Origin of the sequence: Geomonas sp. RF6, assembly GCF_021044625.1 — a bacterium.
GTDB lineage: Bacteria > Desulfobacterota > Desulfuromonadia > Geobacterales > Geobacteraceae > RF6.
In genome coordinates this window covers 5,081,944-5,105,195 of the sequence record NZ_CP087999.1, presented here as the reverse complement: position 1 = coordinate 5,105,195, position 23,252 = coordinate 5,081,944, and the positions used below count along the sequence as shown (strand labels likewise).

General features: G+C 61.1%; 19 protein-coding genes and 1 pseudogene. 14 read left to right on the top strand and 6 right to left on the bottom strand.

Annotated features, from left to right (window positions below; translation table 11 throughout):
* Positions 1-22: 22 nt before the first annotated feature.
* On the bottom strand, positions 23-799 hold the full coding sequence (locus tag LPW11_RS21660) for a cytochrome c3 family protein (RefSeq protein WP_230995946.1): 777 nt from the start codon (positions 797-799) through the stop codon (positions 23-25).
* A gap of 559 nt (positions 800-1,358) precedes the next feature.
* Entirely contained in the window at positions 1,359-2,837 is a 1,479-nt protein-coding gene (locus LPW11_RS21655; protein ID WP_230995945.1) for a leucyl aminopeptidase, read from the bottom strand.
* 173 nt (positions 2,838-3,010) lie between these two features.
* Here LPW11_RS21655 and LPW11_RS21650 point away from each other — a divergent pair, with 173 nt between their 5' ends.
* The 3 genes from LPW11_RS21650 to LPW11_RS21640 all read left to right on the top strand — a co-directional run bounded on the left by LPW11_RS21650 (position 3,011) and on the right by LPW11_RS21640 (position 5,751).
* A complete protein-coding gene (locus tag LPW11_RS21650; RefSeq protein WP_230995944.1) occupies positions 3,011-4,300 on the top strand; it encodes a hypothetical protein in 1,290 nt (429 codons plus the stop codon).
* A gap of 182 nt (positions 4,301-4,482) precedes the next feature.
* On the top strand, positions 4,483-4,971 hold the full coding sequence (locus tag LPW11_RS21645) for a DUF456 domain-containing protein (protein ID WP_230995943.1): 489 nt from the start codon (positions 4,483-4,485) through the stop codon (positions 4,969-4,971).
* A 30-nt stretch (positions 4,972-5,001) separates the two neighbouring features.
* Positions 5,002-5,751, top strand: coding sequence for an SDR family oxidoreductase (locus tag LPW11_RS21640; RefSeq protein WP_230995942.1), 750 nt, complete (start codon positions 5,002-5,004; stop codon positions 5,749-5,751).
* On the opposite strand, the gene LPW11_RS21635 is transcribed toward LPW11_RS21640, so the two are convergent.
* From LPW11_RS21635 to LPW11_RS21625, 3 genes are all read right to left on the bottom strand, one after another.
* Positions 5,739-6,962, bottom strand: a complete 1,224-nt coding sequence (locus LPW11_RS21635) for an aminotransferase class I/II-fold pyridoxal phosphate-dependent enzyme (protein WP_230995941.1) — start codon at positions 6,960-6,962, stop codon at positions 5,739-5,741. The two genes, LPW11_RS21640 and LPW11_RS21635, sit on opposite strands and share 13 nt — an antisense overlap.
* A 262-nt stretch (positions 6,963-7,224) precedes the next feature.
* Entirely contained in the window at positions 7,225-7,491 is a 267-nt protein-coding gene (locus LPW11_RS21630; protein ID WP_230995940.1) for a hypothetical protein, read from the bottom strand.
* A 306-nt stretch (positions 7,492-7,797) separates the two neighbouring features.
* Positions 7,798-8,040 carry a hypothetical protein gene (locus LPW11_RS21625; RefSeq protein WP_230995939.1) on the bottom strand — a complete coding sequence of 81 codons (243 nt, stop codon included), beginning with the start codon at positions 8,038-8,040 and terminating at the stop codon, positions 7,798-7,800.
* Between the two features lie 193 nt (positions 8,041-8,233).
* Here LPW11_RS21625 and ygiD point away from each other — a divergent pair, with 193 nt between their 5' ends.
* Genes ygiD through LPW11_RS21610 form a run of 3 tightly spaced genes read left to right on the top strand, consistent with a single transcriptional unit; the run spans position 8,234 to position 11,363 of the window.
* Entirely contained in the window at positions 8,234-9,013 is a 780-nt protein-coding gene (gene ygiD, locus LPW11_RS21620) for a 4,5-DOPA dioxygenase extradiol (RefSeq protein WP_230995938.1), read from the top strand.
* Between the two features lie 21 nt (positions 9,014-9,034).
* On the top strand, positions 9,035-10,357 hold the full coding sequence (locus tag LPW11_RS21615; RefSeq protein ID WP_230995937.1) for a cytochrome ubiquinol oxidase subunit I: 1,323 nt from the start codon (positions 9,035-9,037) through the stop codon (positions 10,355-10,357).
* Entirely contained in the window at positions 10,344-11,363 is a 1,020-nt protein-coding gene (locus LPW11_RS21610) for a cytochrome d ubiquinol oxidase subunit II (RefSeq protein WP_230995936.1), read from the top strand. The genes LPW11_RS21615 and LPW11_RS21610 overlap by 14 nt, the downstream gene beginning before the upstream one ends.
* A gap of 27 nt (positions 11,364-11,390) precedes the next feature.
* On the opposite strand, the gene LPW11_RS21605 is transcribed toward LPW11_RS21610, so the two are convergent.
* Positions 11,391-11,660 carry a hypothetical protein gene (locus LPW11_RS21605; protein ID WP_230995935.1) on the bottom strand — a complete coding sequence of 90 codons (270 nt, stop codon included), beginning with the start codon at positions 11,658-11,660 and terminating at the stop codon, positions 11,391-11,393.
* A gap of 69 nt (positions 11,661-11,729) precedes the next feature.
* On the opposite strand from LPW11_RS21605, the gene LPW11_RS21600 reads away from it, so the two are divergent.
* From LPW11_RS21600 to LPW11_RS21565, 8 genes and pseudogenes are all read left to right on the top strand, one after another.
* The gene (locus LPW11_RS21600) at positions 11,730-12,122 is read left to right on the top strand and encodes a response regulator (protein WP_230995934.1); all 393 of its coding nucleotides are present in this window, start codon (positions 11,730-11,732) and stop codon (positions 12,120-12,122) included.
* Positions 12,123-12,373: 251 nt separating this feature from the next.
* A complete protein-coding gene (gene treY, locus LPW11_RS21595; RefSeq protein ID WP_230995933.1) occupies positions 12,374-15,313 on the top strand; it encodes a malto-oligosyltrehalose synthase in 2,940 nt (979 codons plus the stop codon).
* Positions 15,314-15,344: 31 nt separating this feature from the next.
* Positions 15,345-17,567 (top strand): glycogen debranching protein GlgX, encoded by a 2,223-nt coding sequence (gene glgX / locus LPW11_RS21590; protein ID WP_230995932.1) that lies wholly within the window; start codon positions 15,345-15,347, stop codon positions 17,565-17,567.
* Between the two features lie 335 nt (positions 17,568-17,902).
* Positions 17,903-18,796: pseudogene (locus tag LPW11_RS21585) on the top strand (ABC transporter substrate-binding protein); the annotation flags it as partial.
* A 3-nt stretch (positions 18,797-18,799) separates the two neighbouring features.
* A complete protein-coding gene (locus LPW11_RS21580; RefSeq protein ID WP_230995930.1) occupies positions 18,800-20,449 on the top strand; it encodes a sensor histidine kinase in 1,650 nt (549 codons plus the stop codon).
* 2 nt (positions 20,450-20,451) lie between these two features.
* On the top strand, positions 20,452-20,832 hold the full coding sequence (locus tag LPW11_RS21575; protein WP_230995929.1) for a response regulator: 381 nt from the start codon (positions 20,452-20,454) through the stop codon (positions 20,830-20,832).
* 422 nt (positions 20,833-21,254) lie between these two features.
* Positions 21,255-22,472, top strand: coding sequence for an ammonium transporter (locus LPW11_RS21570; protein ID WP_230995928.1), 1,218 nt, complete (start codon positions 21,255-21,257; stop codon positions 22,470-22,472).
* Between the two features lie 27 nt (positions 22,473-22,499).
* A complete protein-coding gene (locus LPW11_RS21565) occupies positions 22,500-22,838 on the top strand; it encodes a P-II family nitrogen regulator (RefSeq protein WP_230995927.1) in 339 nt (112 codons plus the stop codon).
* Positions 22,839-23,252 lie beyond the last annotated feature (414 nt).

Sequence of the window (23,252 nt, the reverse complement as noted above, 5' to 3'; positions counted from 1 at the left end):
TCGCGGATCCCATTCCGGCTCACTACTTGATGTGGCAGGAGAGGCAGAGCGCGGAACCTTCGTTGGTGGCAAGAAGGAGATAGTTGGTGGAGCCCGCCTTGTCCTTGTTTTTCTTGTTGTGGACGTCGTGGCAGGTCGCGCAGGTCATGATCGGTTTTCCCCCCTGGCTCGCGCTGGCCCAGAGACGATCGGCAATCTTCAGGCCGCTTCCTGCATAGGTGGCGTTCTTGTTGCGGATCCACTCGTCTTTCCCTTGGACGTGGTCCTCAAGATTAGGGTTGCCGGTCTCAGGCCCCTTGGCGATACCGCCGTCGGCGTCGTCATAGATGAAGCCGATCGGATGGTCGTTGGAGAGATTCCCCTTTTCCCCCACCGCCGGGGTGGAGAAGAGGTTGTCGTCCTGCTGCAGCTTCTTTCCGCCGGTGAAGGCGTAGTGGGTGTCCACCGCCACGGAGCCGTCGTGGCAGCTCATGCACAGCTTGCTCGGGCCTTCCATCATGGTGGTGGGATCGATGTTGGCATCGATGGTGGCGGATGCGTACGGGGTAAAGGTCTGTGTGGTCACCGTGTGGGACCAGAGGGGGAGGTAGTCATTCCCTTCCGTTATGGCGTGGTGCGGGGTGTGGCAGTATGCACAGACGCGTCCCTGCTGGACTTCCGGGTCGCCGCTCCCGTAGGCGCCGTAGATGGTCATGTCGTGAATCGATCCGGGCACGCCGCTCCCTGCTTCGGTACCGGCAAAGGCCGCGGTCCCTGCGAGGGCGACAAAGCTCAATGCTGCCAAAAGCTTCCTGTTCATTACGAGATTCTCCTTTTGATTGAATGAAATTGACTGCACATACAACGTCTTCCTTCCTTGAAGCTGCCTGGTTGCTATCCTCCTTTCCTGAATTTCCCGTTGGCGCCGGTGGTCGGGAGCCGGAGAGGGATAGCCAGCGACTGCAATGCGAACGCCATTGATGACGGGAAAATGATGGGGGGGAGACGGTGAGGTGACGGGAGGATTAGACCATGTAAACAAATTGAAATAAAAATAGGTATTTATATGAATGGTAATCTATATAAAAAAATGAATATATTCCGTTTCCTGCGTCGTGACAGCGGAAAGAACGGGAAGTGCAGACGGAATGCCCGGTGATTTGGCGGAAACAGGCAGCGATATGGCGCAGGGGCCCGTCCTTTGGCGGCTGCGTGCGTCCTTCCTGAGGGGCGGACGGCATCGGGAGGTCCGGAGGGGGGAGAATCCCGAGTCGTTGCAAGTGGCTGAAAAAGGCGGGTTTTTGCAGATGGGGGCAGAAGGTATGGCACAAGGAACGCAGCCGGCGGCGGCCAGCGTTCCCTGTTCCACCCTCGGAACCTTACTTGCTGGAGAGGTATTCGATGAGGAGCCTGACCCCGACTCCGGTCGCTCCTTTCGGGGTGTAGGGGCGGGCCTTGTCCGTCCAGGCGGTGCCGGCGATGTCGAGGTGCGCCCACGGCGTGCTGCCGACGAACTGCTTCAGGAACCACCCGGCGTTGATGGTGCCCCCGTCGCGGCTGCCGGCGTTTTTCAGGTCGGCGATCTCGCTTTTCATCGCCTCCCCGTACTCATCCCACAGGGGGAGCTCCCAGATCCGCTCGCCGCACCGCTCCCCCGCACCCTTCAGCGCCTCTACAAGCTCCGCGTTGTTTCCCATGATCCCGCTCGCCTCGTGCCCCAGCGCGACGACGCAGGCGCCGGTCAGGGTGGCGAGGTCGATCATGAGCGACGGCTTGTAGTTGGTAAGGGCGTAGTGCAGCGCATCGCAGAGGATGAGCCTCCCCTCTGCGTCGGTGTTGGTGATCTCTATGGTAGTCCCCGACATGGCGGTAAGGACATCGCCCGGCTTGAAGGCGTTGCTGTCCGGCATATTCTCCGCTGTCGGAATGATCCCCACCACGTTCACGGCGAGCTTCATCTCCGCGACCGCCTGCAGAGTGCCGAGTACGGCCGCCGCTCCCGCCATGTCCATCTTCATCGCCTCCATTCCCTGCCCCGGTTTTATGGAGATCCCGCCGGAGTCGAAGGTGACCCCTTTACCAACCAGCACGACCGGAGGATCTTTCTCCTCTCCCCCCCGATATTCGAGGGTGACGAGGCGCGGCAGCTCGACGGAGCCCTTTCCCACCGCTATCAGTGCGTTCAGGCGCAGTTCCTTCAGCTCGTCCATCTCCAGCACGCGGCACCCGAGGCCGTAGCGCTCCGAGAGCTCCCGCGCCGTTGCACTGAGGTAGGCGGGAGTGACCACGTTTCCCGGATGTGAGACCAGGTTGCGGGTGAGCTGCACCGCGTTGCAGATCGCCTCCGCCCGCTGAACGGCGGCGTGTGCGCCTTCGTTGCCCCCCTCGGCAAAAAGGATGGTCATCGTGTCGAAGGAAAAGCGCTCCTCTTTCTCCTTTGTCTTGTAGGCGTCGAAGGTGTAGCTTCCCAGCAGAGCCCCGGTGCAGACCGCCTCCACAGCACTGTCGCTGGTGCCGGAGAGGTGCAGCGCGGAGGCGAAGGAGGCGACGCGGACGCCGCGCAACGCCTGCATTGCGTTGCCAGCCCCCTGGCGCAGGCGCTCGCCCGTGAGCTCCCCCTGCTTTCCGAGCCCCACAAGGAGGAGCCGCTCGGCAGGGAGGCGCCCCATGGTGTGGATCAGCCGCGTGGAGTTGTGCTTGCCGTTCAGTTCCTTTGTCGCCGCGAGCCTTTCGAGCAGTCCGTCGAGGGCGGCGTCGCATTGGGAAAAGAGTTCCCCTTTGGCGTCCTGGAAGTACCCTATCACCAGCGCCGGTGTTCCATGTTCGAGCGGAGAAGCGGAGGAGGTTTCTATCTTCATTGGGACCTCGTGTTTTGTAGTAGTCGGTTCAGGTGCAATGGTGATCGCTACGTAGAATGTAACTCATTTTCGGTGACTTTCTCCCCCCTTTCATTGCTGATATCCTTGCAGAAGCCGGACGACGCGCCCTTTCCGCTGAAAGGGGACGCGGAGCTGCAGGGGAGGAGGACCGTATGGAAAAGGGTGGGGCTGATCGAGGCTTCCGGGAGATGCTCTCTTTCGGGGTGGTGGAGGCTTTGCTGGGGCGGCGTTCCAGGCGCTTCTTCATGGGAGCGGAAATACCGGACGGGGTGCTGGCGTTCAAGTCGCGGCAGCTGCCGCACGCTCTTTCGGAGCTGGAAAAGATGCTGGTGGTATCGGCCTGCGGCGGCAACACGAGCTGGCATCACATGATCTATCGCGCCGCCCGCTATGCCCCGCACCTCTCCAACTACGCAGGTGCGGCAGGAGGGCGTACCTTTCCGTCAGCCGCGGGGTTTCACACCAGCCAGACCTTCTTCACCGACGATGACGGTGTCTATACCCTCGAGATGCGTGACGCCCCTGCCTTTGCTGAGAGGGGGGCGGAGGGGGAACTGAGCCTCGAGGCGTTCGTCGCCAACGTACGTGGGCGAATCCGCAAGATCCAGGACGGCAGGCTTCTCTTTCCGTCGGAGGTGCCGTTCACGGAGCCGCACAATACGTGGGTCTTCAACAAGCCCTCGACGCTGGTGGTGATACCGGTGGGGGACCTTTCGCAGCATGTTCTTCTCAACCTCTGCTACATGCTGCAAAACGGCCTCGTGCTCCACGACGACATCAACGGGAGGCCGATCCCCGGGATCGAGAGGTACAGCGATATCGTCGACGTGCAAAACGTCTGGCCCCTCACCTTCGTGGAGCAGTGGTCGATGGCAGAACTGAGCGTCGAGCTCGGGACGAGCTGCTACGCGGGGGTTCTCATGCTGCAGGCGATGGGGCTCGGTGGATGGATGTTCAACGGGATCGATCCCTTCGCCATGCTCGGCGCCAGCGGCGACCCCTCCGTGAAGGGGCTCGGCTTCCGCTTCGACACCGACGAGCGCTGGCCCTACGCCAATCCCACCGGTCTTGAGGGGGTGATGGAGGGGTACTGCCCGCCGCATCACGGTGACATGCGGGTAGCGGTAGAGGCGCTTTGCGAGCGAAAGTTCGGAGCGGGCGGGCCGTTCAATCCGGAGACACCCGGCCCCTGGAAAGACAGCCGCAGGGTGCGCTCCGCCGCCCAGGTGCATGAGGAACGATTCCGCGCCTGCGTCGCGCACCAGGCCCAGTATCTCTACGAGACCTTCGGCAAGTTCCCGGCCACGGTCCCCTCCATTTTTGTCCTCATGTACCTGCAGGCGCACCACCTCGACCTGGACTTCTACGACGCCTTCTTTAACGACGGCGCCTACCTGAAGACGCATGGAAGACATATGCAGGACTGGCACCCCGAAAAATAGGGTTAGCGTATTTCCGGCATCCGCCGGACAGTCCCCACCCCCCTTGCGGGGGAGGGTTAGGGTGGGGGGGAAGGCGCGACCACTCCAGCAGATGGCAGCTTCACCCACCCCCTGTCCCCCTCCCGTCAAGGGAGGGGGAGCCTCTCCGATGATGCGAGATGACTTTCGGTGCGGAGCTTACTATGTCAGATCAATCAATCATCCTGTGGAGCATCGGAATCGTCCTCACCGTGCTCGGGCTCGCCGGGCTCCTTCTGCCGGTTTTGCCCGGTGCGCCGCTCCTCTTTGCCGGCCTTTTTTGCGCCGCCTGGGCTGAAGACTTCCGCTACGTCGGCGTCTGGACCCTCTCGGCCCTCGCCGTCATGGCGGCCCTGACCTACCTCGTGGAGTTCTTCAGCTCCATCTTCGGGGCGAAAAAGTTCGGCGGCTCCCGAAAGGCGATGACCGGAGCCGCCATCGGTGGGGCCATCGGAATCTTCCTCGGTATCCCCGGCATCATCCTCGGCCCCTTTCTGGGCGCGGTCCTCGGGGAATTGTCGCAGCAGCGGACCCTGCACCACGCCACGAGGGCTGGAATCGGGACGGTGGTGGGGATGGCGCTCGGGGTCGCCGGGAAGCTCGCCATCGGAATCGCCATGGTCGGTCTTTTCGTCGTCGTCAGGTTGTTCTGACGGGACTCACCGATTGCACAGGAGGTCGTTATGGCAGAGCAGAAGAAGTCCCTGCCGTTGAACGGGAAGACCGCGCTTGTCACCGGAGGGGGGCGCGGCATCGGGCGCGCCATAGCCTGCGCGCTCGCGGAAGCGGGTGCCGATGTGGCGATCGTCTACAGGAGTAACGAGGCGGCCGCGTACCAGGTGAGGGATGCCATCAGGAGCCTGGGGCGGCGCGGCGTTGCACTTCACTGCGACGTCTCCCGCTCGGCAGAGGTCAGTGCCGCGGTGGAGGGTATCCACCGGGAGCTGGGTGCCATCTCCATCGTCGTCAACAACGCCGGCATAGCGCAGATGCGCACCATGGACGAGATCACGGAAGGGGATTGGGACGAGGTCCTTGCGGTGAATCTGAAAGGGGCGTTCCTGGTGACGCAGGCGTCCCTTCCCGGCATGAGGGGGGCCCGCTGGGGGAGGATCATCAGCATCTCTTCAGTGGCCGCACAGGTCGGCGGGGTGGTGGGGATGCATTACGCCGCGTCGAAGGCCGGGATCATAGGGCTCACCCACTACTACGCCGCGTATCTTGCCAATGAGGGGATAACCGCGAACGCCATCGCGCCGGGGGCGATAGACACGGAGATGGCCGCAGCATTGCCTCTCCTCAAACCGGAAAGCGTGCCGGTGGGGCGTCTCGGAACGGCAGAAGAGATCGCCGCGGTCGCTGTCATGCTGGCGTGCAACGGCTATATCACAGGACAGACCATAAACGTCAATGGCGGGCGCTACCCGGGCTGAAGATGTGGCGCGGCCGCACGTGCGGAGGATCTCGCCTCTTGCAGCACCTGCCGAAAGATGGGGAGGGCCTTTCCGATCATCTCTTCGCTTCCGGTGAGGGAGAGGCGGAAATAACCTTCCGCTCCCTGGAGGCTCCCGGGGATGCAGAAGACGTCGTGTTCGGCGAGCATGTCGACAAAGACGCGGTCATCGGCGAGGGGGGAGCGGATCAGGCAGTAGAAAGTTCCTTCCGGCGGCCTCATCCGGTACCCCATGGAGGAAAGCTCCCGCACCACCAGGTCGCGCTTGCGCTGCAGACCCTCCACGTCGATGGCGATGTTGTCGAGTTCACCGAGGGCGTGCTGCATGAGGGCATTGGGGAAGGCCCAGCTGTTTAACATCTGCTGGGACCAGATCGCCTTCCTGAGCTGAGCCCGCTCCGGCATCGCCGGGTGGAGGGCGAGGTACCCTATCCGCTGCCCCGGCGTCAGGAGCGTTTTTCCGTAGGTGTACACGACGATGGTGCGATCATAGAAGGCAGCGGGACTTGGAAAGTCCATGCCGTCGAAGATGATGCGGGCGTACGCCTCGTCCGAGATGAGGTACACGCTGTGCCCGTATCGGGCGCTCGCCCTGGAGAGGATTGCGGAGAGTGCGCGGAGTGTCCTCTCGGAGTAGACCCTGCCGGTCGGGTTGTGCGGTGAGTTTACGATGACTGCGGAGGTCTTTTCGGTGATCGCTTCCTCGATGGCGTCCAGGTCGAGGTCGAAGGAGTCCGGAAGAGCCTTCACCGGTACCGGTACCGCGCCGGTGTTTATGATGATGGAGTCGTAGAGAAACCAGGACGGCGTCGTGTATATAACTTCGTTCCCGGCGTCGGCGATGGTGTGCAAGACGACGGCGAGGGCCCCGGTGGCGCCGTTGGTAAGAAAGATGTCCTCCACCTCGAACTCCATCCCCCGCCACTTTTTCAGCGATGCCGCTACGACCCTCCTCGGATTTTCCTCATTCATCTTGTATGCATACCAGTATCGGTCCTGCGGCTCCACTGAGTGTTTCAGCGCGTCGACAAAGGCCGGCATCGGCATCTCGTGCGGGTTGCCGATGGTGAAGTCACAGATGCCGGGGGTTCCAAACCGCTTTGCCCAGCGCGACTCGGAGAAGAATTGCAGAAGGGGCGTGACCGTTTTCAGCGCATGTTCCGCGCGCAGCGAGATGGCTCTTTTATTCATTGATAGGTCCCTTCATTGATGAGGAGTGCCTTCCTTACTAAATCTTAGATTGGGGGGAAGGGTGACGCAACGAAAGGCAGATTTAGTATGCTGAATTATCTGGGGGAGGGGCTATTTGCTGATGCGGATGCAAAGCTGGAGCTTTGCAGGCAAGTGCGTTCCCAAGGTGACCTTGGGAACGAGAACAAGACGTAGGCGCAAAGAAAAAGCCGCATCGATTGATGCGGCTTTTTGCTCGGCCTGTTTCTGGAGAAGGTCGAAATTACTTGGAAGCCGGTGCTTCAGCCGGAGTAGAAGTGCCACCGGCAGCGCCGCTTTCTTCCTTCTTCTCGGACTTCTTCGCCTTCTTGGCTTTTTTATGTTTTTTGTGTTTCTTGGTGGCCTTCTTCTCAGCCTTCTGGGTCTCAGCAGCCGGAGCGGAAGTATCGGAAGTTCCACCTGCAGGAGCAGTCGCGTCCTGTGCGAACACGACGCCAGCGAAAGAAACGGCTACCAGGGCTGCAACGATGCTGGACAAAACTTTCTTCATGTGTGACTCCTCTCAAAATTGTGGGTTGATTGCTGCTGCTCTACGGGACAGTGCATCTCGAATGCCAACTTTATCTGCTGCGGAAAATAGCAGTTTTACGGGCAGTTGGTGTCGTTACGCGGCAACGAATTTCCTTCCGCCTTGCCGCAAAACCTCAAGTTTCTGCTTCATATGAGGTAGTGCGAGTGGGGTGGGCCGTATTAATTAATTTGAACGCAGAACCGGAAAGCACAAAAGCCGCTCTCGGTGGAGCGGCTTTTGTGACTGCGCTTGAAGCTGCGGAATATCTTTTAGTGGAGCTCGCCTTCACTGAAGGAGGGAATCCTTCTTGATTTGGTCCTTTCTTATCTCATACTCCTCTTTCGTAATCTTTCCCGCCTTGTAATCGTCTTCCACCTGCTGCATGTTGCGGTGGTGGACGTACTCATAGGCACCCGCGCCTACTGCCGCTCCTCCCAATGCTCCGCCTGCAGCACTCCCTCCCTTTGAGCTGCATGCAGAGGTCAGTGCCATGAGGAGCAGGCCAACCAGCAGAAGATAACGTCTCATGATGTGGCTCCCGGATGTAACGCGTCGGCTTTAGGTTTGTCTCCATCAGCAGCGTAACATACCGGATTAAAAGGTGTCAATTTGACGGTTTCTGCCGCTGAAATAGCCACAGGACGGGCTTCCTCCGAAGTTCATGGTAAACTCCAGTGGTATTGCAGCTGTCGGTGTTTTTGAATGACAAGGAGGGGGAAGCATGGCCGCAACAATGCCGGCTCTTTTCGTGGGGCATGGCAACCCACTCAACGCTCTCTACACAAATAGCTACACCCGCGGATGGGAGAAGATCGGAAGATCCCTCCGCCGCCCGTCGGCTATCCTTTCCATCTCAGCCCACTGGTACATCCCGCGCTGCGCCGTGATGGCGAATGCGGCTCCGCGCACTATCCATGATTTCGGCGGCTTTCCCCAGGAGCTCTACGATGTGCACTACCCTGCTCCCGGGAGCCCCGGACTTGCCGAACGGGTGAAAGAGCTTCTCGCTCCGGTATCCGCGGAGTTGGATGAAAGCTGGGGACTCGATCATGGGACGTGGTCGGTGCTCAAGCACCTCTTTCCGGATGCCTCCATACCTGTCGTACAGCTGAGCATCGACGAGCGGCAACCGGCACCCTTCCACTACGCCCTTGGCAAGCGCCTCCTGCCGCTGCGCGACGAAGGGGTTCTCCTCCTCGGCAGCGGCAACCTAGTGCACAACCTGCATTCCTATGCCTGGGGGGAGGGTGGGGGAAAGCCGTACGAGTGGGCGGCGCGATTTGAGGAGCGGGTGCGAGAGCTGCTGGTCGCAGGCGATGATCCCCAGCTGGTCTCCTACGAGGAGCTCGGGCGCGACGCCATGCTCTCCGTCCCGACGCCGGACCACTACCTCCCCCTCCTGTATGTCCTGGGGGCCCGCAAGGAGAAGGATCGCATCACCTTTCCGGTCGAAGGGGTCGATGGGGGCTCCGTCTCCATGCTCGCGGTGAGGATGGGGTAGGGAAAAAAGAGAGGAAGAGGTATGGACAACCTGCTGTCTGCCCGCGCGCTGATGGGAATCTCCCTGGCGTTTCACATCATCTACGCCACCATCGGGATCGGGCTCCCTTTCATGTTGATGATGGCCGAGGGACTCTCCCTTTCCAGTGGCGACGACAGTTACCACCGCATCGCCCGCGGCTGGATCCGCCCCGCCGCCGTCCTCTTCGCCGTCGGTGCTGTCTCCGGCACCATTCTCTCCTTCGAGCTCGGGCTCCTGTGGCCCCGCTTCATGGAGTTCAGCGGTCCCCTGGTGGGGTTTGCCTTCTCCATGGAGGGGTTCGCCTTCTTTACCGAGGCGATCTTTCTCGCCTTGTACAGCTACGGCGAGAGGAGGCTGTCGCGCAGGGCGATCTTTCTGTGCACCATCCCCCTTACCGTGGCGGCGGCCACCTCTGCGCTCTTTGTCATCAGCGCGAACTCCTGGATGAATACCCCTGCAGGGTTCAGGCTGGTGAACGGGGTCCCGGCGCAGGTGCAGCCGTTGAAGGCGTTCTTCAACCCCGCCTGGCCCCACCAGGCGCTGCACGGAACGATCGCCGCCTATGTCGCCACAGCCTTCGCTCTTTCCGGGATGTACGCCTGGCGCTTCCTGCGTGGCCGCATCGACGAGGACGGGAAGCGCGCCCTCACCCTCTCCCTGGCCGTGGGGACGATCTGCCTGCCGCTCATGTTCCTCTCCGGAGACTGGGCAGCCTATTTCGTGGCCCAGCATGAAAAGCCGAAGCTTGCCGCCATGGAGGCTCATTTCAAGACTTCCAGAGGAGCACCTCTGGTGATGGGGGGATGGCCCGATCCCGCGACGGGGGAGGTGCACTTCGGCCTCGAGGTGCCGAAACTCTTGAGCTTCCTCGCGCACCGCGACCTGAACGCAGTGGTGGAAGGGCTCGACGCCTTTCCAGCCTCAGACGTGCCCGATCCCCGTCTGGTGCACCCCTTCTTCGACCTGATGGTCGGCTCCTTCTTCGTCATGTTCGTTGCTGCCTGCCGCTTCTGGTGGCGGCGCCTGCGGCACCGGGAGGTTCCCCTGGACAAGTGGTCGTTGTGGTCACTTCTCTTTGCCGGACCGTTCGGGATGATCGCGCTGGAGGCGGGGTGGATGGTGACGGAGTTCGGGCGGCAGCCGTGGGTGGTGGTCGGTTTTCTGCGCACGGAGCAGGGGGTGACGGTGAGCCCGGGGATAGGCCCCATCTTTCTGCTCTTTCTTCTGGTGTACCTGGCATTGACTGCAGGACTGCTGAAGCTACTTCTGGGCGGCGAGCCCGCAGGGGGCGGTCCGGGGGAGGGGCCTTATGGTGCGCCTTGAGCTGCTGGCGGCAGGGGTCCTCTTTCTCGGCCTCGTCATGTACGCCGTCTTTGCCGGCGCCGACTTCGGCGGCGGAATCTGGACGGCGCTCTCCTCCGGCCCGCGGGCGCGGGCGCAGCGGGAGAAGCTCTTTGACGCCATCGGGCCGGTATGGGAAACGAACCACGTCTGGCTCATCTTCGTGGTGGTGACCCTCTTCACCGCCTTCCCGAAGGGGTTCGCCGACCTGTGCACGACCCTCCTTGTGCCGCTGACCATCGCCCTTGTGGGGATCACTTTCCGCGGTGCCGCCTTTGCCTTCCGCCACTTCGGAAAGGAGACGGGGACAGGCGTCCCTGTGCTGGCGCGTTTTTTCGAGATCTCCAGCGTCCTCACCCCCTTTGCTCTCGGGGTTTCCGTCACCGCCGCCGCGTCCGGGACGATCTATGCGGCAAGCTCGCAGGTCCGCCCGCCGCTCTGGTCCTGGGTCACGCCCTTCAACCTCACCGGCGGCGTCATCGGAGTCGCCGTATGCGCCTACCTCGCGCCGCTGTACATGACGGTGCGCACAAAGGGGGATCTGCAGGATGATTTCCGCATTCGCGGCATCCTTGCCGGCATCGTTCTCGGCGTCGTCACGGCGCTGCAGATACCGGTTGCACGCTTCAGCGCGCCTCTCTTTGCCGACCGCCTCTTCAGACCGTGGGTCGTTGCCGTCGTCTGCCTCGCGGTTGCCGGAGGGATCGCCACCCAGGGGGCGCTCTGGCGTCGCCGCTACCTCTGGGCCCAGTTTTTCGGGGCGGGGACTGTGGCGGCAACGATCGCAGGTTTTGCTGCCGCTATTTATCCCGATCTCCTGATCGGCACCCTCACGCTCTCCGCCGCCGCTGCCCCCCGCGAGGCTCTGGTCGCCTTTCTTGTCGTGGTGCCGGTGGGAAGCCTTGTACTTGTCCCGTCGCTCATATTCCTTTACTGGACCTTCAGAGGGGAGCCGAATCCGGAGGCGCCGCCGGATGTGGAGGAGTAGCGTGATCCGGGGAGAAGAGTCTGCCGCTCAAGGCTCCTCCAGCAGCTGCCACTCCGCGTACCCTCGCTTGCGCCGCGCCACCTTTTGTCCTGTGAGCTCTATGCGGGTCCGCAGCGGGTCGGCCTTCACTGCGAGGTAGGCGCGGGCGATGGCAGCGATCGTCGCTTCCTGAAAGGTGAGGGAGGTGCCGTCGGCGAGTTCGATGGTGGTGCGCAGATGTAGATGCCCCTCGGGGATCTCCGCCCTCACCCTTACGACGTCTTCGTTGGCAAGAATTCTTGCCGCAATTGGTTGCATTGGTTCTCCTTTTGGTACCGCTATATTCCAGTCACTTCCCGTCCCCATGGGACGCCACAAGGAGCAGGTATGGCAAAGCTGGCGCTTTTGTATGTAGAAGATGACCCGGTCGGCAGGGGGCTTATCAGCAAGGCGATCTCGCTGAAGTTTCCGCAGATGACGCTCCTTGTCGCGGAGAACGGCCTGGAGGGGCTGCAGCTCTACAAGAAGCACAAACCGGAGCTGGTCCTGACAGACATGCAGATGCCGGTGCTCGACGGGATCTCCATGGCCTCGGAAATAAAGCGCCTGCAGCCCGATGCGGAGATCATACTTGTTTCGGCCTATTGTGACATACCGGAATACAGGACAAGAAGCAAGGAGGCGGGGATTACGCAGTGCATCCCCAAGCCGGTGGACCATCGGAAACTCTTTTCCGCCATAGAAAAAAGCATTGCAGAGGCGGAGCGGGAGATTTCCTAGCCCCCGACCCCCGACCGCACAACCTTTCCCTCGGCCCACCCCCATAGGACGCCTGCCAGACAGACGTTTTAGCCCGCAGGTACATCCCTCATCTTCTGAACCTCCCATATTTTCCCGCCTAATCAGGAGGACGCATCACCGAGAGCGTCCTCCGCTGCATCATTGAATAGCGATATGGATTTGGTATTTTTTAATGTGACGGGCGGCGCGAACAGATCGTCGCGCCCCCGCTGCGAGAAAAGGGGGCTTCCATGCCAGCAGAAAAATCAACGGCTTGCGTACCGGTCGCGACGTACCGGCTTCAGTTCAATAAGGATCTCGGATTCAAGACGGTTACCTCCCTGATCCCCTATCTCGCCGAGCTCGGCATCACGCACATCTACGCCTCCCCCTATCTCAAGGCGAGGCCCGGCAGTCTCCATGGCTACGACATCGTGGACCACCGCTCCATAAATCCGGAGGTAGGTACCGAGGAGGAGTTCCGGGAGTACCTGGAAACGCTGAAGAAGCACGGCATGAGCCAGATCCTCGACATCGTGCCGAACCACATGTGCGTGGAGTGCCGCGACAACAGGTGGTGGCAGGACGTCCTGGAAAACGGCAAGAGCGCACAGCACGCCGGCTACTTCGACATCAACTGGGCGCCGGTGAAGCGCCAGCTGACCGACAAGGTTCTCCTGCCGGTGCTGGGAGCACAGTTCGGAAAGATCCTGGAGAGCCAGGAGCTCCAGGTCACCTACCAGCCGGACGGCTTTTCCGTCGCCTACTACGAGCACAACTTCCCCCTTTCTCCCAGGAGCTATCCCCTTATCCTGTCGCACCGGATGGAGGAGTTGCAGCAGTCTCTCGCACCCGAGACGGTCGGGCAGCTGCAAAGCGTGATCGGTCTCCTTGGCGCCTTGCCCTCGGAGACGGAGACCGATCCGGAGCTTACGAAGAAACGGTACGACGACGCGGAGGTGGGGAAGAAGAGGCTGTGGCAGCTCTATCGGGACAGCGAAAAGGTAAAGGCCTTTATCGACGAGAACGTGAGGATCTACAACGGAGATACGGCCGATCCCTCATCGTTCGCACTCCTGGAGCGCCTGCTGCAGCAGCAGTCTTTCCGGGTGGCGCACTGGCGGGTCGCGACGGAGGAGATCAACTACCGCCGCTTCTTCGACATCAACGGGCTCGGCGCCATCAAGGTGGAGGAGGCAAGCGTCTTTGACGAGGTGCACGCACTCGTTCTCGACCTCCTGGAGCAGGGTCACGTGGCCGGATTTCGCGTCGACCACGCCGACGGCCTGTATAACCCGGTGAAGTATTTCCATCAGCTGCAGTACGCCTCCTTCCGCAGGATGTTGATGCAGAAAAAGGAGAACGACCAGACCGACGCGCAGATGCTGGAGCGCTTCCACGAACTCCTGGCGGAGGACCCGGATTTCAAGCCGTTTTACCTCGTGGGGGAAAAGATTCTTCTCGGGACCGAAAGGGTGCCGGCTGACTGGGCGATCCACGGGGAGACCGGCTACTCCTTCGTAAACAGCGTAAGCCAGCTCTTCATCGACCAGGGGAGCCAGGATACCCTCGACGGCTTCTACCGCTCCTTCACGGGGCTGCAGACGAAGTTCCAGGACATTCTCTACGAGAAGAAGAAGCTCATCATGTACGCCTCCATGTCGAGCGAGATCAATACCCTCGGCTACCACCTGAGCACCATCGCGGAAAACAACAGGCATACCCGCGACTACACGCTGCAAAGCCTCATAAAGACCCTCGTCGAGGTCATCGCCTTCTTCCCGGTGTACCGCACCTATACGAACTCGCTGCAGATCTCCGAGACGGACCGGGAGCATATCGAGCTTGCGGTGAACAAGGCGCTGCGAAAGAGCAAGGGGATCGACCCCTCCGTCTTCGACTTCGTGCGCGACGTCCTGACCCTCAACTTCCTCCCCGACATGGAGGACGACCAGAAGCACGAATGGCTCGATTTCCTCATGCGCTTCCAGCAGATCACCGGCCCGGTCATGGCGAAGGGGATGGAGGACACCTCCTTTTACATGTACAACCGCCTGATCTCGCTCAACGAAGTGGGAGGGGACCCGGACCGCTTCGGCCTTTCCCTCGAGGAGTTCCACGCCCAGAACGTGGAGCGGGTGCAATCGGTGCCGCACGCACTGCTCGCCACCACCACGCACGACACGAAAAGGAGCGAGGACGCCCGCATCCGCATCAACGTCCTCACCGAGATCCCCGACGAATGGACGGGTGCGGTCACCCGCTGGAGCAAGGCGAACCGCCGGCACAAGAAGATCGTGGACAACGACGTCATCCCCAACGCCAACAAGGAATACCTCCTCTACCAGACCCTGATGGGCGCCTGGCCCCTCAATTACGACGATCCGGAGGAGTTCGGGAGGTTTACGCAGAGAATCCAGCTGTACATGCAGAAGGCGCTCAGGGAAGCGAAGGAGCACACGAGCTGGATCAACCCCAACGAGCCGTATGAGCAGGCGGTGAGCCAGTTTGTGGACGAGGTGCTCGCTGACCGCACCTTCATCGACGACGCGAAGATCTTCGCCCGGCAGGTCGCCTGGTGCGGCATGTACGCGTCCCTCTCCATGACCCTCCTGAAGCTCACCTGCCCCGGCGTCCCGGACTTCTACCAGGGGAGCGAGCTGTGGGATCTCAGGCTGGTCGACCCGGACAACAGGCAGCCGGTCGATTTCGAGCACCGCACGGCCCTTCTGGCGGAGTTGAAGGACGCGATGTCGCAGCAGGGGAGCGCCTCCACCGCCCAGGGGCTCGCGGAAAACCCGGAGGACGGAAAAGTGAAGCTTTTCCTGATTTCCAAGGTGCTGCAATTCAGGAAGGCTCACGAGGAGCTTTTCGGGAGCGGAAACTATACCCCTCTGGAGGTGGCGGGTGCCCGCGCCCAGGAGGTCTGCGCCTTCTCCAGGCGTCACGACGAGGAGGAAGTGCTGGTGGTGGCGCCGCGCTTCTTCGCCCGCCTTACCCTGAGCGGCAAAAGAAAGCCGCTGGGAGAGGGGGTGTGGGGCGGCTCGCGTCTCATGCTGCCGGAGTCGGAAGGTGTGCGCTACAGAAACGTCATCACCGGCGACCAGTACGAGACGAAGGAGGGAGCCATCGACCTTGGCGAGGTGCTGAGGGCATTTCCGGTCGCACTTTTGGAGAGGGAAAAGCGATAAAGGGCGCAGCCGTTTTGCACGGGAGGGAGTTATGAAGATCTGGCCGGGAAAACCGTATCCGCTGGGGGCCACCTGGGATGGCTTCGGCGTCAACTTCGCCCTTTTTGCGGAAAATGCCGAGCGGGTGGAACTGTGCCTCTTCGACGCCCCGGACGCGGAGGCGGAGTCCGCGCGGATCCAGATGTCGGAGGTCACCGACCAGGTGTGGCATGCCTACCTGCGTGAGATTCAGCCGGGGCAGCTGTACGGCTACCGGGTGCACGGCCCGTACCGCCCCGAGGACGGCCTGCGCTTCAACCCGAACAAGCTCCTCATCGACCCGTACGCGAAGGCGATCGCGGGGGAGGTGGCCTGGGACGACAGCCTCTTTTCGTACACCATCGGGCACGAGAGCGGGGACCTCTCCTTCGACGAGCGGGACAGCGCCCGCCGCCTTCCGAAGTGCGTGGTGGTGGACCAGACCTTCGACTGGGAAGGGGACAAGCTCCTGCGCACCCCGTACCACGAGAGCATCATCTACGAGATGCACGTGAAGGGGTTCACCATGCGCCACCCGGAAATCGCCCCGGAGCAGCGCGGCACCTACTCGGGGGTTGTGGCCCCCGCTTCCCTCTCGTATCTGAAGTCGCTCGGGGTGACCGCGATCGAGCTCATGCCGGTGCACCAGTTCATCTCAGACCGCATCCTGGAGGACCAGGGGCTTTCCAACTACTGGGGATACAACACCATCGCCTACTTCGCACCGGCTGTGCAGTACGCCAGCACGGGCGTCATCGGAAAGCACGTCGCCGAGTTCAAGTACATGGTGAAGACGCTGCACAAGGAGGGGTTCGAAGTCATTCTCGACGTGGTGTACAACCACACCGCCGAGGGAAACCACATGGGGCCGACCCTCTCTTTCCGCGGCATCGACAACACGAGCTACTACCATCTCATGCCGGAGCGGCGCTACTACCTCGACTTCACCGGGTGCGGCAACACCCTCAACACGAACACCCCCCGGGTGCTGCAGCTCATCATGGACAGCCTGCGCTACTGGGTGCAGGATATGCACGTCGACGGCTTCCGCTTCGATCTCGCCTCCGCGCTGGCCCGCGAGCTGCACGAAGTAGACAAGCTCTCCTCCTTCTTCGACATCATCCACCAGGACCCGGTCCTCTCCCAGGTGAAGCTCATCGCGGAGCCGTGGGACGTGGGGCTCGGCGGCTACCAGGTCGGGAACTTCCCGGTGCTGTGGACCGAGTGGAACGGCCGCTACCGCGACACCACCAGGCGCTTCTGGCGCAGCGACGAGGGGCAGATGTATGACATGTGCTACCGCCTTACCGGCTCCAGCGACCTGTACAGCCGGGAAGGGCGGCGCCCCTACGCCAGCATCAACTTCGTCACCTGCCACGACGGTTTCACCCTGCACGATCTGGTGAGCTACAACGGCAAGCACAACGAGGCGAACCTGCAGGGGAACACGGACGGCGCCGACAACGACCTGAGCTGGAACTGCGGCGCGGAAGGGGGGACGGAAGACGAGGCGATCCTCGTGCTGAGGGAGCGGCAGAAGCGCAATTTCCTGGCGACGCTTCTCCTGTCGCAGGGGGTCCCGATGCTGCAGGCCGGCGACGAGATCGGCAGGACCCAGCAGGGGAACAACAACGCCTACTGCCAGGATAACGAGCTCTCCTGGCTCGACTGGAACCTCGACGACGCCAAGCGGGCCCTCTTTGACTTTACGAGGCTCATGATCCAGATCCGGCGCAACCATCCGGTTTTCCGGCGGCGCAACTTCTTTCAGGGGAAAAACGTCCGCTCCTCCGAGGTGAAGGACCTCACCTGGTTCCACTCCACCGGCGATGAAGTCAGCTTCGACCGCAGCGATTTCAACATGCGCTGCTTCGGGGTGCGGCTGGCCGGTGACGCTCTCGAGGATGTCGACGCTGAGGGGAACTTTCTCCTGGACGATACGTTTCTCATTCTCCTCAACGCCTACGTGGAGAAGGTTCCCTTCGTCATTCCGGGGCGGGGGGATACCGTACAGTGGGAACTGGTCCTGGACACCGCGAACCCGGCCGCGGCGGAAAGCGTCATGGGGCGGCACAGCCTCGTGGAGCCCCCCCTGGTGAGGAACCCGGCCTCCTCGGAGGTCCTGACGGTGAGGGTAGGGGACGTGTACGACCTGGAAGCGCATTCACTGGCGCTTTTCAGGCTGAGGGTGAAGCCTGTTGAGTCGAGCGTACTCCCGGAGCGGATTCAACTGTAAAAAGAGTGGGAGTCGCGGGGATTTTTCTGGATCAGATGAGGACGGAGCCGACGAAATTTTCGCCGGCTCTTGTTATTTGTAGAATTTCATGTATTGTACTCACTTTACCCCCGTTGTATGAGTGTGCTTCACTGTCATGTGAGAGAATCTATCACTCTACAGCCAGTACCGCTCCCGGGCTACTTCATCCTTTTCAGAGACAGGTGTCGATGAACCAGCCGCCATCCCCCGCGCTCCGTCCGTTGCGTTTCATCGTCCCCCTGCTTCTTTTGGCTCTGCTCGCCCTCGCCATCTGATACCGCTCCGTTCACGTTAAGCCCCGACCCCCCTCTCAGCGGGTGACTGTTGCCTTCAGCTCGCTCCCCTACGCCGCTCTTGCCCAGGTTGCACAGGCGCGCGGGTTCTTTGCGCAGGAGGGGCTGGAGATAGTCCCGTTGAGATTTGCCTACGGCAAACCTGCGTTGCAGGCTGTAATCGACAGCACCGCGGACTTTGCCACGGTGGCTGAGACCCCGGTTATGTTTGCAGTTATGCACGGTCAGAAAGTCTCCGTAATCGCCACCATCCACAGTTCCGGGAAGAGCCACGCGGTGGTGACGAGGAAGGGGAGCGGGGTGCGCACGCCGTACGGGCTGAGGGGGAAGACAATCGCCGTTCCTCTTGGAACGACGGCGCACTTCTTTCTCGATGTCTTTCTCGTCTCCAACGGCATCCCGCTGGAGGAGGTGAAGATCGTCGACATGAAGCCGGATGCCCTGGTCGATGCCCTTGCCAGCGGCAGTGCCGATGCCGTCGCCGCCTTCGATCCGTATGTGGTAATGGCGCGTCGGAGGCTCGGGGAGGGCGCGGTGGTCTTCTATGACGAGGATATCTACAGGGAAATGTTCACCGTCGTGGGGCGAAGCGCATACGTACAGAAGAATCCGGAAGTCGTGCGCAAGGTACTCCGGGGGCTGCTGCGCGCGCAGGAGTATGTAAGGAGCGAGCCGGCGCAGGCGCAGGAAAGCGTCGCGGAGCAGACGGGATTCGCGGTAGATGTCATCAGATCCTCCTGGAGCGGGGCCTTCCGCGTCACTCTGGACCAGTCGCTGGTACTGGCGCTGGAGGATGAATCACGCTGGGCGGCCGGCAGAGGTGTTCCCGGCGCCTCTCTCCCCAACTACCTGAACAACCTGTACCTGGGCGGGCTCGATGCGATCCAGCCCCAGGCGGTAAAGATACTGAGGTAAAAGATGCAGGTCAGAAAGGCGCTCAATCTTACCGTCTCAATCTCCGCCCTGGCTGTGGGGCTCGTCGTCTTTGTGCTCCTGTCGATGCTTTTTCAGGTCGAAAGGGCGATGAAGGCGGGGGAGGTCGCCGATTCCATCGTGAGTTCCGTCTTCGAGCGCTCCACCTTGCGTGACGACTATCTTCGCACCAAGAGCGAAAGGGCGCGCATCCAGCTCCTGGCCAAACAGCAGGAGATAGGGCGACTGTTGCACATCGCCGAAGAGAAATTCTGGCGTGCGGAAGACAAGGCAATTATCGTCGAGATGGTGCAGGACCATCAGTCGACGCAGAGGCTCTTCACCGCCGTCATGACGAGTGGCGCAGCGCCGTTGTCCCCTGCCCAGGCTGCCATACATAGCGAGATGGAGGAGAGGCTGCACACGCAGATCATCATGAGGGCGTACGAAACTGTAATCCACGCCCGGGACCTGCAGCAGGCCGGGAGGAGGCAGCTGATATCCTCTCTCACCATGGCCGGGGGGAGCATCGCCGGCACGATTGTGCTCCTCGCCGTCGCCGTCTTCGTCAATGGCTGGACCGTCGGCCGGACCGTTACCCGACGGGTGGCCGCCCTCAGAGACGGAGCCGCGACCATCGGTGCGGGGAATCTCGAGCACCGGATTTCCATGTCAGGCGACGACGAGTTCGTCGAGGTATCCAACGCCTTCGACAGCATGGCGGCCAATCTGCAGCGGTCGTACCGGGAGCTCGAAAAGGAGATCGCCCAGCGCAGGCGCGCCGAGGAGGCGCTGCACAAAAACCAGGAGGAGCTGGAGCTGCGTGTCGCGGAGAGAACAGAGGAACTGGAGAAGATACGGCAGGAGCTGGAGAGGCAAAACGAGAGGCTGCACGGTGCATTTCACGATCTGAAGGTCGAATCGGAGAACCGGTTGCAGGCTCTGGAAGAGTTGCGCCAGAAGGACCGGATGCTGATCCAGCAGGGGCGGCTGGCCGCCATGGGGGAGATGCTCAGCCACATCGCACACCAGTGGCGCCAGCCCCTGAACGTGGTCGGCCTCATCACTCAGCAGCTCGCCATGGACTTCGACTGCGGCGGCCTCGACCGCCACGCGCTGCAGCTGCATGTCGAAAAAACGATGCGCATCCTTGGCCACCTTTCGCAGACCATAAACGACTTCACCACCTTCGCCGGCCCCGACAGGGCGCGAACAGTTTTTCAGGTCGATGAGGTGATCAGCAGGACGATATCTCTGACAGAGCAGAGTTTCAGGAGCCAGAGGATAAAGATGGAGGTCACGGTTGAAGGCTCACCGGTGATAGACGGTTATCCGAATGAGTATGTCCAGGTCCTCCTGAACATACTCATGAACGCGAGAGACGTCCTCCTGGAGAGGAATGTGGGGAACCCGCTGGTAACCGTCCGCGCGGTGACGGAGAAGGGGAAGGCCGTAGTCTCTATCAGGGACAACGCAGGGGGTATCCCCGAGGAGATCGTGGAGAAGATCTTTGACCCTTACTTCACCACCAAGGAGAGCGGTAAGGGGACGGGGATCGGGCTCTTCATGTCAAAGACGATCATCGAGAAGAATATGGGAGGGCGCCTGACCGCCCGCAACGTGGGCGACGGCGCCGAATTCATCATTGAGGTATGACAATGGGGAGTGAAGCTTCGATATTGATTGTGGAAGACGACAATGATGCCTGCGCGGTCCTGTGCAGCGCGGTGCAAAGACGGTTCAACGTCACCACCTACTGCGCGGACAATGGAAGGACGGCGCTGGAACTGTACAAGACGCACAAGCCCTTCATCGTGCTGACCGACATCAACATGCCGGAGATGGACGGGCTGGAGATGGCCTGCGCCATAAAAACGATCACTCCTGATGCCCACCTCATCGTTATCACCGCCTATAGCGGAAAGGGGTATGTCGACAGGTTCAATGAGATCGGCTGTTGCCATTACCTGCTGAAGCCGCTCGAATTCGGCAAGCTTTTCTCCGCCATCGAAGGTTGCCTGGCCGAGAGTCAGAGCTAGCGCCCCACCAATATCCCCTCCGCATGAGCCATAAATCTCCCCTGCTGAAAGAGTCATCTGCCGCTTCGCGTCCCTCGCCTTGAGAACCCGTCCGTCGGGACGTGCTACACCATAACCCCCGCCTTTACAGCTGTTCCCACACGCCTGACCGATCCCTCTGCCTAAAAAAGCGGCATCGAGGCACCCCTCTGCCTACTTTCTATGCTCAATACTGTTAACTCTCTGTAATCAATCGTCGCTATGGATGCAAGTGGCTGACTTTATTGTGCAATACGCCTCAGGTACGGGCCTCATTAAGTGGCAGGTAAGTTGCATAAAAGCGGGCACTTCGCGGCGACGCTCACGCGCTGCGGAATTCATAAGCAGATCCGAATCGTCTTTCCCAACGACGGGAAAAACCTATACCAATGGAGGTATTTTGGATGGATGCTGTATCAACGGCAGCTAACTTGGGGAGCAGCACGGACGTGCTGTTTCTGATGCTTGGGGCGGTCATGGTTTTTGCCATGCACGCCGGTTTTGCCTTTCTTGAAGTCGGTACCGTTCGCAAGAAGAGTCAGGTCAACGCCTTCGTGAAGATCCTGTCCGACTGGTCCGTGTCGACAGTCGTCTACTTCCTCGTCGGCTTCCCCATAGCCTACGGCATCTCCTTTCTGAAACCCGCCAACGAACTGATGGGTGCCCAGGGGTACGATCTGGTGCACTTCTTCTTCCTCCTGTGCTTTGCCGCCTGCATCCCCGCCATCATCTCGGGCGGCATTGCCGAGCGCGCGAAGTTCTGGCCGCAGGTGGTCGCAGGCGCCATTTTCGCCGGCCTCGTCTATCCGCTTTTCGAGTCCTTCATCTGGGGGAAAAACGCCTCCATCCTGCAGGGGATCTTCAAGAGCATCGGTGGTGCGGAGTTCCACGACTACGCAGGCTCCGTGGTGGTGCACTCCATCGGCGGCTGGCTGGCGCTCCCGGCGGTGCTGATCCTCGGCGCCCGCGCCGACCGTTTCCGCGGCGGCAAAAATCACCCTCTCCCGATCAGCAACATCCCCTTCCTGGCGCTCGGTTCCTGGATCCTCGCCGTGGGTTGGTTCGGCTTCAACGTGATGAGCGCGGGGCATCTGCAGGCGATCTCGGGACTCGTGGCGGTAAATTCGCTGCTCGCCATGGTCGGCGGCGTCCTCTTTGCCCTGGTGGTCAGCAAGAACGACCCGGGCTTCATCCACAACGGCGCCCTCGCCGGGCTGATTGCCGTATGCGCCGGTAGCGACCTGATGCACCCGCTGGCAGCCTTCCTGACCGGCGGGATCGCCGCGGTGATCTTCGTGTACGGCTTCGAGATGGAGCAGTTCAAGCTCCGGATAGACGACGTCCTCGGCGTCTGGCCTTTGCATGGCATTTGCGGCACCTGGGGCGGGATTGCCGCGGGTATTTTCGGTTACAAGGAACTCGGCGGCATGGGCGGGGTGAGCTTCGTCTCGCAGCTCCTCGGCAGCGTCACCGCCCTTGTCTTTGCACTGGTGAGCGGCTTCGTCGTCTACACGCTACTCAACAAAACCGTCGGCATACGCCTGAGCCAGGAAGACGAATTCGCCGGCCCCGACCTTTCCATCCACCATATCGATGCCTACCCCGAGGACTCGATAAAGTAGCGGCAATAGTTTAGACGGAGGTAGAGAATGAAGCTTGTGGAAGCCATTATCAAGCCTTTCAAGCTGGACGATGTGAAGGGCGCGTTGCAGGAAATAGGGGTAGAGGGACTCACGGTAACCGAGGTGAAGGGGTTCGGCAGGCAGAAGGGGCATACCGAGCTGTACCGCGGAGCGGAGTACGTGGTCGACTTCATCCCCAAGGTGAAGATACAGATCGTCATTGCCGACGAGATGGTGACGAAGGTCGTGGAGACGATCGAGACGAGCGCCAGGACCGGCAAGATCGGCGACGGCAAGATATTCGTGCTCCCCCTGGACGGCGCAGTCCGCATCCGCACCGGTGAAAGGGACAACGACGCCATCTGACGCCTCACCATGACCTGCCCCCTCCCTTGACGGGAGGGGGACAGGGGGTAGGTGAAGCCGGCATCTTCTGATCCGGTGGCACCTTCCCCCCCACCCTGTCCCTCCCCCGCAAAGGGGGAGGGGACGTTTGTAGCGACTCTCCCTGTCCCCACCCGCGCATCCACCCCCGACCACCTTTTTGTCCTCTCATCCCACGGCTGGCCCACCTGCTCTGGATCCTCTTCCCTTTCGACTTTCCTTTATCGAGTCTTGTGTATAATTGGCATTGGCTAACGGTGGAGGGTCCACAGGAGCTTTATGTCATCCTTCCACCCGGAGCACTGCTATGATCTGTAGAATCAGGAGGGAAACTGCACATGTGGATGCGTCACTTCCCGTATCTGATCTTTTGCCTCCTCCTCACAACAACAGCTC

Excerpts from the sequence above, each read along its gene's own strand:
- LPW11_RS21660 (WP_230995946.1), bottom strand. The coding sequence starts at position 799 with ATGAACAGGAAGCTTTTGGCAGCATTGAGCTTTGTCGCCCTCGCAGGG.
- LPW11_RS21655 (WP_230995945.1), bottom strand. The coding sequence starts at position 2,837 with ATGAAGATAGAAACCTCCTCCGCTTCTCCGCTCGAACATGGAACACCG.
- LPW11_RS21650 (WP_230995944.1), top strand. The coding sequence starts at position 3,011 with ATGGAAAAGGGTGGGGCTGATCGAGGCTTCCGGGAGATGCTCTCTTTC.
- LPW11_RS21645 (WP_230995943.1), top strand. The coding sequence starts at position 4,483 with ATGTCAGATCAATCAATCATCCTGTGGAGCATCGGAATCGTCCTCACC.
- LPW11_RS21640 (WP_230995942.1), top strand. The coding sequence starts at position 5,002 with ATGGCAGAGCAGAAGAAGTCCCTGCCGTTGAACGGGAAGACCGCGCTT.
- LPW11_RS21635 (WP_230995941.1), bottom strand. The coding sequence starts at position 6,962 with ATGAATAAAAGAGCCATCTCGCTGCGCGCGGAACATGCGCTGAAAACG.
- LPW11_RS21630 (WP_230995940.1), bottom strand. The coding sequence starts at position 7,491 with ATGAAGAAAGTTTTGTCCAGCATCGTTGCAGCCCTGGTAGCCGTTTCT.
- LPW11_RS21625 (WP_230995939.1), bottom strand. The coding sequence starts at position 8,040 with ATGAGACGTTATCTTCTGCTGGTTGGCCTGCTCCTCATGGCACTGACC.
- ygiD (WP_230995938.1), top strand. The coding sequence starts at position 8,234 with ATGGCCGCAACAATGCCGGCTCTTTTCGTGGGGCATGGCAACCCACTC.
- LPW11_RS21615 (WP_230995937.1), top strand. The coding sequence starts at position 9,035 with ATGGACAACCTGCTGTCTGCCCGCGCGCTGATGGGAATCTCCCTGGCG.
- LPW11_RS21610 (WP_230995936.1), top strand. The coding sequence starts at position 10,344 with ATGGTGCGCCTTGAGCTGCTGGCGGCAGGGGTCCTCTTTCTCGGCCTC.
- LPW11_RS21605 (WP_230995935.1), bottom strand. The coding sequence starts at position 11,660 with ATGCAACCAATTGCGGCAAGAATTCTTGCCAACGAAGACGTCGTAAGG.
- LPW11_RS21600 (WP_230995934.1), top strand. The coding sequence starts at position 11,730 with ATGGCAAAGCTGGCGCTTTTGTATGTAGAAGATGACCCGGTCGGCAGG.
- treY (WP_230995933.1), top strand. The coding sequence starts at position 12,374 with ATGCCAGCAGAAAAATCAACGGCTTGCGTACCGGTCGCGACGTACCGG.
- glgX (WP_230995932.1), top strand. The coding sequence starts at position 15,345 with ATGAAGATCTGGCCGGGAAAACCGTATCCGCTGGGGGCCACCTGGGAT.
- LPW11_RS21580 (WP_230995930.1), top strand. The coding sequence starts at position 18,800 with ATGCAGGTCAGAAAGGCGCTCAATCTTACCGTCTCAATCTCCGCCCTG.
- LPW11_RS21575 (WP_230995929.1), top strand. The coding sequence starts at position 20,452 with ATGGGGAGTGAAGCTTCGATATTGATTGTGGAAGACGACAATGATGCC.
- LPW11_RS21570 (WP_230995928.1), top strand. The coding sequence starts at position 21,255 with ATGGATGCTGTATCAACGGCAGCTAACTTGGGGAGCAGCACGGACGTG.
- LPW11_RS21565 (WP_230995927.1), top strand. The coding sequence starts at position 22,500 with ATGAAGCTTGTGGAAGCCATTATCAAGCCTTTCAAGCTGGACGATGTG.